Source organism: Maribacter spongiicola (assembly GCF_004364165.1).
Taxonomy (GTDB): domain Bacteria; phylum Bacteroidota; class Bacteroidia; order Flavobacteriales; family Flavobacteriaceae; genus Maribacter; species Maribacter spongiicola.
In genome coordinates this window covers 431,843-444,932 of sequence record NZ_SOAY01000010.1, presented here as the reverse complement: position 1 = coordinate 444,932, position 13,090 = coordinate 431,843, and the positions used below count along the sequence as shown (strand labels likewise).

At 35.8% G+C, this 13,090-nt stretch carries 9 protein-coding genes; 8 read left to right on the top strand and 1 reads right to left on the bottom strand.

What is annotated here, in order from left to right; translation table 11 throughout:
• The first annotated feature begins 75 nt into the window (after positions 1–75).
• From hemA to CLV90_RS02550, 8 genes are all read left to right on the top strand, one after another.
• Positions 76–1,332, top strand: coding sequence for a glutamyl-tRNA reductase (gene hemA / locus CLV90_RS02585; protein WP_133685958.1), 1,257 nt, complete (start codon positions 76–78; stop codon positions 1,330–1,332).
• Positions 1,329–2,909: a hydroxymethylbilane synthase gene (gene hemC, locus CLV90_RS02580; RefSeq protein ID WP_133685957.1), complete on the top strand. Its 1,581-nt coding sequence runs from the start codon at positions 1,329–1,331 to the stop codon at positions 2,907–2,909. Before hemA ends, hemC begins: the two co-directional genes overlap by 4 nt.
• A 149-nt stretch (positions 2,910–3,058) precedes the next feature.
• Positions 3,059–4,090, top strand: a complete 1,032-nt coding sequence (hemE, locus tag CLV90_RS02575; RefSeq protein WP_133685956.1) for a uroporphyrinogen decarboxylase — start codon at positions 3,059–3,061, stop codon at positions 4,088–4,090.
• 48 nt (positions 4,091–4,138) lie between these two features.
• Entirely contained in the window at positions 4,139–4,675 is a 537-nt protein-coding gene (locus tag CLV90_RS02570; RefSeq protein ID WP_133685955.1) for a GNAT family N-acetyltransferase, read from the top strand.
• Between the two features lie 112 nt (positions 4,676–4,787).
• The gene (locus CLV90_RS02565) at positions 4,788–7,499 is read left to right on the top strand and encodes a M16 family metallopeptidase (RefSeq protein WP_133685954.1); all 2,712 of its coding nucleotides are present in this window, start codon (positions 4,788–4,790) and stop codon (positions 7,497–7,499) included.
• Positions 7,500–7,631: 132 nt separating this feature from the next.
• Positions 7,632–8,534, top strand: coding sequence for an oxygen-dependent coproporphyrinogen oxidase (gene hemF, locus CLV90_RS02560; RefSeq protein WP_133685953.1), 903 nt, complete (start codon positions 7,632–7,634; stop codon positions 8,532–8,534).
• On the top strand, positions 8,525–9,469 hold the full coding sequence (locus tag CLV90_RS02555) for a DUF4421 family protein (RefSeq protein WP_133685952.1): 945 nt from the start codon (positions 8,525–8,527) through the stop codon (positions 9,467–9,469). Before hemF ends, CLV90_RS02555 begins: the two co-directional genes overlap by 10 nt.
• A gap of 105 nt (positions 9,470–9,574) precedes the next feature.
• Complete coding sequence (locus CLV90_RS02550) at positions 9,575–10,363, top strand: PhzF family phenazine biosynthesis protein (protein WP_133685951.1); 789 nt, start codon at positions 9,575–9,577, stop codon at positions 10,361–10,363.
• A 16-nt stretch (positions 10,364–10,379) separates the two neighbouring features.
• Here CLV90_RS02550 and CLV90_RS02545 read toward each other — a convergent pair whose 3' ends face one another.
• Entirely contained in the window at positions 10,380–13,022 is a 2,643-nt protein-coding gene (locus tag CLV90_RS02545; protein WP_133685950.1) for a DEAD/DEAH box helicase family protein, read from the bottom strand.
• Positions 13,023–13,090: the final 68 nt, after the last annotated feature.

Below are 13,090 nucleotides of genomic sequence, written 5' to 3'. Positions count from 1 at the left end.
ATTCGGCAGGCGACATTAATTGTACCTCTAGCGTTGTTTTTATTGAATAGATGCTCCTACTTTTGTATCCGCTTTATGAAGGACTATCACATTTCTAAACACAACTCCTTTTACACTATTGGCCTTAATTACAAAAAGGCTGATGCTGAAGCCCGTGGTAAATTTAGCTTAGACGAAGTTGCTGTAAAAGCACTTTTAATAGAAGCCAAAAACCAGGGGATAGATGGGTTGTTAGCGACATCGACCTGTAACCGTACCGAGTTACATGGTTTTGCACAACATCCTTTTCAACTTATAAAATTATTATGTGACCACTCAAACGGAACCGTTGAGGCTTTTCAAGAGGTGGCGTATGTATACAAAAATAAAGAAGCTATCAATCACCTATTCAGAGTAGGTACAGGGTTAGATAGCCAAATATTAGGCGATTTTGAAATCATCAGTCAGTTAAAGCAAAGTTTTAAGCGTTCTAAAGAATTGGGTATTGCCAATCCGTTTATCGAAAGACTTTGTAACAGCATTATACAGGCGAGCAAGCGTATTAAAAATGAAACTGAAATTTCATCTGGTGCCACTTCGGTAGCATTTGCGTCTGTACAATACATTTTGCGTAATGTTGAAAATGTATCCGAGAAGAATATTCTTTTATTCGGAACCGGAAAAATTGGTCGCAATACGTGCGAGAATTTAATAAAGCACACTAAAAATCCGCATATCACCCTAATCAACAGAACTAAAGGTAAAGCTGAGCAAATAGCAGGCAAGTTCAACCTAAAGGTGAAAGATTATGGCGATTTACAATCAGAAATAAGAACTTCTGATATATTGGTAGTTGCAACAGGTGCACAAAAACCTACGATTACCAAAGAATTAATCTATACGAACAAACCATTATTGATATTAGATCTTTCCGTACCAAAAAACGTCGATGATTCTATTTCAGAAATGGATAATGTTACGGTAATTCATTTAGATCATTTATCTCAAATGACCGATGAAACCTTAGAGCGCAGAAAGCAATTTATTCCAGATGCAGAGGCTATAAACGAAGAGGTGAAAAATGATTTTAACCAATGGTTAGAAACTAGAAAATTTGCCCCAGTAATTAAGGCTCTAAAGCAGAAATTGAAAACTATTAAGGACGAAGAGTTAGACTACCAATCTAAAAAAACGGTCGATTTTAATTCGCACCAAGCTGATGTGGTTACCAATCGCATCATTCAAAAAATAACCAAACAATTTGCAAATCATCTAAAAGATGACACGGTAGATTCCAATTCAAGTTTAGAATTTATCCAAAAAGTATTTCAATTAGAATTGGACGAAAAATGAGTAAAGTAATACGATTAGGCACACGCGATAGCGAATTAGCCCTATGGCAAGCAAATACCGTAAAAAAACAACTTCAAGCATTAGGTCATAAAGTAAAATTAGTCCCTGTAAAATCTACAGGAGACTTAATACTTGACAAACCCCTATACGAATTAGGAATTACGGGTGTGTTTACCAAAACACTAGATGTTGCCATGATCAATGGTGATATTGATATTGCCGTACATTCTATGAAAGATGTACCTACTGCCTTGCCAGAAGGTATTGTAAAAGCTGCGGTTTTAAAACGCGGTAATTACATGGACATTATGGCGTTTAAAGACAATGAAGAGTTTTTAGGATCTCGCGAAGGTGTAATTGCTACCGGTAGTTTACGCAGACAGGCACAATGGCTAAATAGATACCCAACACATACGGTTGTCGATTTAAGAGGAAATGTCAATAGACGTTTAGAAAAACTGTACGAAAATGACTGGAATGGTGCCATTTTCGCCGCTGCCGGATTAGAACGTATTGGTTTAGAACCAGAAAACACCATCGGACTTACCTGGATGTTACCTGCACCTGCACAAGGTGCTATTATGGTAGTTGCTATGGAAGATGATGAAGAAATTCGTGAAGCATGTGCGCAACTTAACCATGAAGAAACGGATACCTGTGTTACTCTTGAAAGAGAATTTCTTAGGGAATTAGAAGGTGGGTGTAGTGCACCTATCGGAGCATTATCTTATATCAACAAAGAAAATATTGTTACCTTAAAAGGTGTTTTATTGAATGTTGACGGAAGCAAAAAACTGGAAGCAGAATTGACCGCACCACTTGGTAAGCATCAAAATTTAGGTATTGACTGCGCTAAAAGTATTTTAGCACGAGGTGGCAAACGATTAATGACCGAACTGGCAAATGCCGGATTAGAGGTCAACGTTTTTTCAACCAAAAAATTGACTCCGCCACAACAGTTATTATTAAACATATCTGTGAATGCCGATTCAGATGATTTTATAAAAATTAATCCGAATCGTATTTCTCCCATTATCTTAAAACAGCCACATAAAAATGTTGTTTTCACCAGTAAAAATGCTGTAGAAGCAGTATTGGCAAGTAGAGATGTTGCTGAGTTAGACTTTGAAAACATCTATTGTGTTGGTAGAAAAACACGTAGATTAATAAAAAACACATTTGGTAAGGTGACACATTATGAAAATAATGCAAAAGATTTAGCCAACCATTTAGTGGAGTTTATTGATGGTACCGAGGTTACCTATTTTCATGGTAATTTAAGTTTAGAAGAGCTACCAAGCATCTTAGAGGAAAATAACATTGAGGTAAACGCTGTAGAAGCTTACAGAACCAAACTTTCAGGTAAAGCAATACCAAAAAGTGCAAAAGGGATTATGTTTTTTAGTCCGTCGAACGTAGAAAGCTATTTAAAAGAGAATTCTACAGACAGAGTTGCGTATTGCATTGGCGAAACCACTGCAAAAGCTGCCAGAGAACATTTCAAGGAAGTAAAAGTTGCCAAAATACCTACTGTAGAAAGTGTTATTGAGTTGGTGAATGCGGATTATAGAGACTAGCTGTTGGCTGTTGGCTGTTGGCTGTTGGCTAAAAAATTAAAAATTAACGTCTTTGCGAGCATAGCGAAGCAATCTGTTTCTTAGGAACACCAAACAAACAGATTGCTTCGGAGCGAAAAGGCTCCTCGCAATGACGAACAATAAAAAATATGGGTTTAAAAAACGACTTATTTCTAAAAGCCTTAAAAGGTGAAACGGTAGAAAGACCACCAGTGTGGATGATGCGTCAAGCAGGTAGATATTTACCTGAATTTATGGCCATCAAAGAAAAGTATGACTTCTTTACTAGATGTCAGACTCCAGAATTGGCATCAGAAATTACGGTTCAACCAATTCGTAGATATGGTATGGATGCCGCTATATTATTCAGTGATATTTTGGTGATCCCACAGGCTATGAATATTCATGTGGAAATGAAGCCGAATTTTGGTCCGTATTTACCGAACCCTATTCGTAATCAGAAAGATTTAGATAGCGTAATTGTACCAGATGTTCACGAAACATTAGGGTACGTAATGGAAGCTATAAAAGCAACTAAAGAAAAATTGAACGATGAAGTTCCGTTAATCGGTTTTGCAGGTTCTCCTTGGACCATTTTATGCTACTGTGTACAAGGTCAAGGTAGCAAAACGTTCGATAAGGCTAAAGAATTATGCTTTACACAACCGGTTGTTGCACACGAATTACTTCAGAAAATTACAGATACTACCATTGCATACTTAAAAGCAAAAGTTGCTGCAGGTGTAAATGCCGTACAAGTTTTTGATTCTTGGGGCGGTATGTTATCGCCTACCGATTATCAAGAATTCTCATGGCAATACATTCAGCAAATTATCGATGCTTTAAAAGACGAAGCTCCGGTTATTGTTTTTGGAAAAGGTTGTTGGTTCGCTTTAGGTGATATGGCAAAATCTGGCGCTTCTGCCTTAGGTGTCGACTGGACATGCTCTGCTAGGAACGCACGCTATTTAAGTGGTGGTAAAATTACGTTACAAGGTAACTTTGACCCATCTCGTTTGTTGTCTCCACCATCTGAAATCAAGAAGATGGTACACCAAATGATCAATGAATTTGGTAAAGATAGCTACGTGGTCAATTTAGGTCACGGTATACTACCAAATGTACCAGTTGAAAATGCCAAAGCATTTATTGATGCAGTAAAAGAATACAAACAAGACTAACCCTAACAGGTTTGAACGAATTAAAATAGCCGATATAATAATCGCATAATGAATTCATTTCAACTACCAGATTTCGAAATAAATCCGATTTCAGAGAGCGATGGATGGCGTTTATGCGATTTTATATCTGCCAATGCAGACCATATAAAAAGATACTTCCCCAAAACGGTAGCTGCAAATCTTAATCCGACCCTATCCACTATTTTTGTACTTGAAAAAGTATCAGATTTTCTATCTGGTAAAGAGTATCTCTTCACACTTAAAGAACCAGAAAAAAGAAAAATTATAGGGCTGGTTTATTTAAAAGAACTCAAACGAGCAGCAGAAGAAGCTGAAATTGCCTATTGCATATCCTACGACCTCAACAATAAAGGTTTTGCCACACATGCAGTTAAAACCATTTCAGAATGGGGCTTTAATCATCAACACTTACAGCAACTTAGAATCATTGCTCATAAATCTAACCTTGGTAGTATTAAGGTAGCTGAAAATTGTGGCTATATTTGGAAAGAGACACTATTGAAAGAACACACTCCGCCTAACGAAGACCCGTTAGATATGGAACTTTATGTTTTAAAAAAATAGCTTACCATTATTTCTTATCGAATGAATTTTTAATCAATTGACAACTAACTTCTTACACTACAAGTTTTATCTTATTTTTTTGTAATATTGAACTTACACTAAATAATTCAAAATGATTAAAAAACTATTCATTGGCTATCTATTCATAGCTTGTTCTGCGATTTCATTTGCCCAAATGTCTAAAGTAACATCTGTTGAAGGTATTACCGAATACAAAATGGACAATGGTCTAAAAGTGTTATTATTTCCAGATAATTCCGCTCAAACCATTACAGTTAACATCACTTATTTGGTGGGTTCTAGACACGAAGGCTATGGCGAAAAAGGTATGGCTCATCTCTTAGAACATATGGTTTTTAAAGGTACTCCTAACCACCCAGACATTCCAAAAGAGTTATCTTCTCATGGAGCAAGACCAAATGGTACCACATGGTATGATCGCACTAATTACTTTGAAACTTTTAATGCGACCGACGAAAATCTAGATTGGGCCTTAGATTTGGAAGCCGATCGTATGATGAATTCGTACGTCGCTAAAAAAGATTTAGAATCTGAATTTTCTGTAGTTCGAAATGAATTTGAAAGCGGTGAGAATGATCCAACTGGTGTTTTACTTGAAAAAGTAATCAATGCAGCTTACCTATGGCATAATTACGGAAACTCAACTATAGGAAACCGCAGTGATATAGAGAGAGTACCTATTGAAAATTTAAAAGCATTTTATTCAAAATTTTACAGACCTGACAATGCCGTATTAATGGTGACCGGTAAATTTGAAGTAGACAAAACATTGGATAAGATATCAGAAAAATTTGGCGATCTTAAAAACCCTAGTACTGCTATTTTAATGTCATACACTGAAGAACCTGCTCAAGATGGAGAAAAAAATGTAAGCGTAAGTCGTGTAGGCGATTTACAATTGGTAAGTGCTTTATATCATACACCTGCAGGATCTGACCCTGATTTCGCAGCAAAGTCAGTAGTAGAAAACATATTGACTGATGAACCTTCAGGAAGAATCTACAAAGCATTAGTAGAAACTCAAAAAGCATCCTCTTTATGGTCATTTTCCCCATTTACAAAAGAACCAGGTTTCTTATACATAAATGTTGATGTACCCTCTGAAAAAAATGCAGATGAAGTAGAAACTATTTTACGATCCACATTGGACAATTTAAAGGATAATCCAATTACAGCAGAGGAATTAGAAAGAGCTAAATCTAATATCTTAAAACAAATTGACGAAGTCTTTAGAAATTCGGCGTATTTAGGCACTTATATGAGCGAATTTATTGGTGCTGGTGACTGGAGATTGGCATTTTTACAACGAGATAGAGTAGAAAATATGACTCTGGAAGAAGCTAATGCTGCAATGACCAAGTACCTTATCCCTACCAATAGAACTACGGGAAGATTCTATCCTACGAAAAATCCTGAAAGAGTTACTTTACCTCATAATACAGACATAAATGCACTGGTAAAGGATTATAAGGGTAAGGAAGCTATGAGCACTGGAGAAGCTTTTGATGTAGCTTATGATGCCATTCAAAATAGTATAATTGGTGGTAGCCTTTCTAATGGTGTAAACTATGCATTCATCGAAAAGAATAATAGAGGTAACACTGTTACATTGAGCTTTAGTGGAAGAAATGGTGATGTAAAATCTTTAATGAATAAAGGTATGATTCCGCGTTTTACTGCCAATATGTTGAACAAGGGTACAACAACAAAATCACGCCAACAAATTGAAGATGAATTAAGCAAACTTAAGAGTTCCATAAATTTTAGAGGTGTTAATGGAAATATTTATGCAAATATTTCATCTACAGAGAAAGATTTAATGCCGACTCTAGTTCTAATGGAAGATATATTGATGAATCCAATATTTGATACGGCAGAACTCGAAAAACTGAAAACTGAAGAACTAGCATACCTAGAGAGTAATAAAACTGAACCACAGTTTTTAGCATCCCAAAAATTAGCACAAATCAATAATACATACCCTGTAGGCCATCCATTGTACGCAATGAGTATTGAGGAGCAAGAAGCTGCAATTAAAAAATTGACAGTTGATGATTTAAAATCTTTTTATGCTGATTATTATGGTTTAGGATATTCCATTTTAGTTGGTATAGGAAATGTACCATCTGAAGAAGTAAAGACTTTTATGGAAGAAAAATTCGGAAGCTTTAAAAGCAAAAATGCTTACTCATATATTTCAAATCCTTACAAACCAGTTAAGGAGATCAATGAAAGCCTAATAACACCAGATAAGCAGAATGCAATGACATTAGGTGGTTTCAGCATTAAAATCAGTGATAGTCATGAAGATTATGCTGCCTTGGAAATTGCTTCTTCGATCCTAGGTGGTGGATTTTTAAATTCACGTATTGCAGATCGTTTACGACAAAAAGATGGTGTAAGTTATGGTGCTGGCGCAGGTTTTCAAGCTGATGGCAACAAAGATGACCAGAATTCTCAGATGTATTTATATGCAATTTATGCACCCGAAAATTTTGACAAAGTACAATTAGGTTTTAAGGAAGAAATTGCAAGATTTATTAAAGATGGTATTACAGAAGAAGAATTAGGAAATGCCATCAATGGCTGGATCCAATCTCAAAATGTTTCGAGGGCAAAAGATAATGAGCTAAGCAGTTTAATAAACAATAACATATTTTATAATCGCACATTAGATTTTCAAAAATCTATAGAAGATAATGTAAGTAAATTAACAGTTGCCAAAGTTAATGCAGCAATTAAAAAATATATAGGTCCGTACGAAAAATGGTCTGTAGTAAATGCAGGAGATTTTAAAAATTAAATTTCTTTTTAAATAGATTACAAAGCGGGCAACTTTCTAAGTGCCCGCTTTTTTATTGCCCTATACTAATTCAATACCTTCTTAATAAATCGTAATTTTGTAATCCATTATGATTATGATATTTCTAATCTCATGAAAGATAAATTTTACGCTTACATAGAACAACTTCAAGATACGATTACTTCTAAATTAGAAGAAGTAGACGGTACAGCCACTTTTAAAGAAGATATTTGGGTACGCCCAGAAGGTGGTGGCGGTCGTACTAGAGTAATTGAAAACGGAGCTGTTTTTGAAAAAGGTGGCGTAAATATATCTGGTGTACATGGCGAGCTTCCGGATAGTATGAAGGCATATTTTGGAGTAGAAGATGCTAATTTTTTCGCCTGCGGATTAAGTTTGGTACTGCATCCAAAGAATCCTATGGTGCCAACAGTTCACGCAAACTGGCGTTATTTTGAAATGTATGGTAAAGACGGCGAAATTGTAGATCAATGGTTTGGTGGCGGTCAAGATTTGACTCCCTATTATTTATTTGACGAAGATGCCGTTCATTTTCATGAAGTTTGTAAAACTGCCTGCGACAAACACAATGCTATATTCTACGACACCTACAAAAAACGTTGCGACGAATATTTCTGGAATACCCATAGAAACGAAGCACGCGGACTAGGCGGTCTATTTTTTGACTATTGCAAAGCAACTCCGGAGATGGATATGCAAGACTGGTACAACTTTGTAACCGAAGTAGGCAATAGCTTTTTAGATTGTTATGTACCAATCGTTATAAAAAGAAAAGACCTGGAATACACTAAGGAACAAAGAGATTGGCAAGAGATTAGAAGAGGCAGATATGTTGAGTTCAACTTAGTTCATGATAAAGGAACCCTGTTCGGTTTAAAGACTAACGGAAGAATAGAAAGTATATTAATGAGCTTGCCACCACATGTACAATGGGTCTATGACCATCACCCAGAAAAGGGCAGTGAAGAAGAGCGTTTAATTGATGTATTGACGAAACCGAAAGAATGGGTGTAAGAATCATTCTATTTTGGATTGTGCTATGCCATACGCAAGTAAGTATTGCTCAAAATTCACTTTACAAAGAAGCTTTTCCTGATAAGGTAACTGTTCGGCTGTCTTTACAGACCACCTCCAATAGTTTTACGCTTAGAGACAAGATAACTCGTGCTAAAACAGAGTTTATACCCAATGATAAAAGTTACTTAGGGCTGTCGGTGCTATTTCGTTTTTTAGAGGTTGATTTTGGCTACGCACCTAACTTTCTCGCCGAGAATAAAGATAACGGAGATTCTAAATTGATCACCTTCAATATTCGAACATTTTTCGGTCAATACATGCAGACCTTGGATATCTACAAGCAAAAGGGATTTTTCACTAGAACCTCTGAATTTACCTTACCAGTAGATGATTTAAAAACCTTTAAAATAGGAGGTACCTCTAGTTATATTTTTAATCCTGATTTCTCGTTTCGTGCTATCGGATTTCAGAACGAATGGCAGAAACAAAGTGTCGGTAGTTTTATTCCTAGCATATCGTACTACTATACCAAGTTTAAACTAGAAGATCCTATAATCGATAATCAATTAGAGAAATCTTTAAAGGTTGCTATTGGTCCGGGCTATTATTACAACTGGGTTTTTGATGAAAATTACCTCGTTTCTGCTGGTGCCACTGGCGGATTGGGTTTCAACTATTCTAGCACAGATGGAAATTCTTCGTTTAATGGTTTGGCACAACTAATTTTTAGAATGACCGGCGGCTATAATTCAGAAAATTTCTTTAGTGGCGTAAATATCAACACGCACCTATTGAGTCACACATCTGATGAAAATTTCATTTTAGACGACTCTATCAGTTTTCTTGAGTTCTATGTAGGATACCGATTTGATGCGCCCAAGAAATGGATTCAAAAAGCTGACGAGATTAGTCGTAAATTCGGACTAGAATAACCAACGTCAGAGCAATCAATTGATGCATTCATTTTATAATAACTATAATTTTATAGTTAAGACTCGCATCTTTATCATCTAGATTATCGAATAAATCTCAATTCTATGAAGCAAAAAATATTTCAAATAGACGCCTTCACCTCTAAGCTATTTGGCGGCAATCCAGCAGCAGTTTGTATTTTAGAATCTTGGTTAGAAAACGATTTAATGCAACAGATAGCTGCGGAAAATAATTTGGCAGAAACGGCTTTTGCAGTGCAGCATAATGATCATTATGAACTTCGTTGGTTTACCCCTGAAATAGAAGTAGACCTTTGCGGTCATGCTACCCTTGCTACTGCCTTCGTGCTCTATAAACACTACGGTTACAATGAAAATACGCTTCGGTTTATTTCACCAAAAAGTGGAGAGTTATTAGTTCAAAAAAGTGAGTCGGGATTATTAACCATGGATTTCCCTACGGATGACGTAATACCAGTTTCAGAACAAATCAACTTATCAAAAGCCATAGGAAAACAACCGTTGGAAACGTTTAAAGGCAAGACCGACTATATGCTTATTTATGAATCTCAGGAGGAAATCGAGAACATAAAACCTAATTTCCATTTATTGAATGAATTGGATTGTAGAGGTGTCATTGTTTCTGCAAAAGGCAACGATGTAGATTTTGTCTCGCGATTTTTTGCTCCGCAATGTGGCATTCCAGAAGATCCGGTTACGGGTTCTGCGCACACTACTTTGACTCCGTATTGGTCAAAAAAGTTGAATAAGAAAATATTGACCGCCAAGCAACTATCTGAACGTGGTGGCGATATACAATGCGAATATCTTGGGGACCGTGTAAAAATATCGGGTAATGGCGTTTGCTATTTGATAGGTGAGATAGCAATATAGCTCATTGATCACCTTTTTACTTCCACGTTATCGCTTTTTTCGAAACCTCTTCAAATTGATATTTTAAGTGCGAAAATCGTGCTTTAAGTAATTCTTTTCTACCCTTTACTGTTCTGGTGAATAAAATTTTAGAACCATCCACATGTTTGTTCCAATATTCTTTGAACCTTAATGCTTCGGTTTTATTCTTTCCGATATCCTTTGGTACCACATAATAATTTTTAATACCGAGTTTTCTCTTTATAAAATTAACATTGACCAACAAATATCTAGGGTTGTCAATGGGCGCAATAACTTCCTCCAACAAAGAAATAAATATATTACAATCATGCTGGCTTGCATCTTGTAAATAAATAGAAAAAGTTCCCTTCAAATTCTGTTCGGCAACAATTTTTGCATTATTAGATTCAAAATTCAAGTTCTTTTCATCTATCAGATAGTGTAATATTGCGGTTCCTATTTTCTTAGTTTTCTTGTATTGATTACCGAATAAAAAATAAAGTTTTAAAGCTTTAAACGTTTTAGGTCCAAAGCCCAGAATAAGGGCGGCACAGAATATATAAATAACCTGCACTACCCCTTTATTTAAAACCGCACCAAAATTCTTAAGTAAAAATTCAGGAATAAAAAAGGAAACACCTAAGACGACCTCAAGCATTACATACTTACCGGCATTTAGGGCATTTAATTTTTTTGTTCTGGCAAATGACGTTTCATTGGTATAAGGAATCTTCAGTTCACGTACCAAAACATTTCCTTTAGCAATAGCTGCTGCCCATCTATCCCTAAAAACATTTTTCTGTTGAGCACTAGAGAGCATATCTTTGTTAATCGTTGCTAAATCTAAGGTTTCAGACCACTCTTCAGGTAATACCAATCGGTCTATTCCATTAGAAATATATATCTCGTCACGCATAGAAACACCGTTAAAAGCCTCAAACCGTTGCTGAAGTTTTTCCATATCCTTACCTCCGTTAATAGCGGTAGGGTCTAAACAGGCAAGATGCCAAATGGCACCTGTTTTATCTGGGTTATCTGCATCTACCCTAATAGCGCGACCCCTCATTTGGTTAGAAGAAACAAAAGAACCCACATAAGATGCAAGTATCAATGTATTAATACAAGGAGCATCCCAACCTTCACCTAAAAAAGCTTTTGTACCAATAAGTGTTGTCATTATACCTATTTTAAAAAGCTGGGTAATAGCTTCCGCAATTTTATTCTTTAAAGCATCTGGAACTGGAATGAATATATATCCTGCCGAACCCTCTATAGGTTCTACACCCAATTGGACTATTGCCAGTATTTCCTTTAAATGTGATAATGCATTCTCATGTACAATTACCAAAGAACCCGTTAACACAGCTAATGAGCTATTAGTAGGTTGCTTGGCAAGTATATATTTAAAAATAGGCACAACCCCTAATTTGTTTATAGTTTTAGTATCATTCCCTTCAAAATTTAAAAACTCCTTTCGAATAAAATCGGTTAAAATAACGGTTCTGGCACCTTCTTGTAAACTAACATTGGTATGCTCAACAATTTTAAAAATACTTTCTAACTTACTTGGGCTATTAGACAGGTTACGGTACAAGCCTTCATCTCCTACACAATTGACCCGCTTGTTATCTAGCACCCCAATTCGTTTCAATTCTTTTTCCAAAGGCAGTAGAATATCCTCAAAAGCAATAAAATATTCCCGTTGATCTACTAATAAATGCTGTAACAAAACTTCTGACCATTCATAGGTAAAACTTGGAAAGGTTACATCGTTATTGACAAAGCCTAGTATTTTTAGATTATTTTCATTAACCGCATAGCCGCAAGAATTCAAATAAATAATTATTGAAGAAAAGAAGCTTGGGTACTGATAAATGTAATCCAAAGATTTTTTAGGGTTTACATAGAAATCTTGGGTAATCAATTTTTCTTGCAAGGCTGTATTTGCAAGAAGCTTATTGGTAAAATTCAATATCTGTTCGCGATAACTAACGATATATTTAATTTGTGCCGCTTCTGGTTTAGAGAAGTATATAAAATCTTGATGCGGACAAAGATTTCCGTTTTTAATAAGATCAGGCACGGCGATTTCGTCATCGATTGGACCACACAGACTAAAATAGCGATTGATTTCTGTTCCCGTACTGTCGTATGGCGGTGTTGCCGTTAGCGAAACCACGGTCAACCCTTCTATTGCCTTTAAGTGAAACAAACAATACCACCATTCATTTTTTAAATGATGTGCCTCATCCAATACCAACGTTTCAATTTGATGTTCTTTTATATACGCTAACAGCTGCTCTTTAGCATTCTCACCAAATGATTTGGAAAATGAAAATAACGATTGGTATGTAGAAAAAGTAATCTGGTCAGGAGATTTAATATCTAATGAATAAGCGTCAAATTCACCATTGACCGTAAAAAACTCTAATAATCTAGAACGCCATTGATTTCTAATGGTCAATGTTGGTGACAACACCAAAGTCGGCTTACCTATTCGTTTTAAAATTTCTAGACCCAATATCGTTTTTCCCGAACCAGGTGGTGCAATAACATGTAAATGTTCATCTTTTATATGCTCTTGAAAACCATCTAAAAATTTCTGCTGATAGATTCGCCAGGTATATTTAAATTTTAGATTATCACTTAATTTTTGCAATACAACATGGATGATTTGATACTTGTATTAAACATGAAAACGACGAAAATAGTACAATAAAAAAGTAA

Excerpts from the sequence above, each read along its gene's own strand:
- hemA (WP_133685958.1), top strand. The coding sequence starts at position 76 with ATGAAGGACTATCACATTTCTAAACACAACTCCTTTTACACTATTGGC.
- hemC (WP_133685957.1), top strand. The coding sequence starts at position 1,329 with ATGAGTAAAGTAATACGATTAGGCACACGCGATAGCGAATTAGCCCTA.
- CLV90_RS02570 (WP_133685955.1), top strand. The coding sequence starts at position 4,139 with ATGAATTCATTTCAACTACCAGATTTCGAAATAAATCCGATTTCAGAG.
- hemF (WP_133685953.1), top strand. The coding sequence starts at position 7,632 with ATGAAAGATAAATTTTACGCTTACATAGAACAACTTCAAGATACGATT.
- CLV90_RS02550 (WP_133685951.1), top strand. The coding sequence starts at position 9,575 with ATGAAGCAAAAAATATTTCAAATAGACGCCTTCACCTCTAAGCTATTT.
- CLV90_RS02555 (WP_133685952.1), top strand. The coding sequence starts at position 8,525 with ATGGGTGTAAGAATCATTCTATTTTGGATTGTGCTATGCCATACGCAA.
- hemE (WP_133685956.1), top strand. The coding sequence starts at position 3,059 with ATGGGTTTAAAAAACGACTTATTTCTAAAAGCCTTAAAAGGTGAAACG.
- CLV90_RS02565 (WP_133685954.1), top strand. The coding sequence starts at position 4,788 with ATGATTAAAAAACTATTCATTGGCTATCTATTCATAGCTTGTTCTGCG.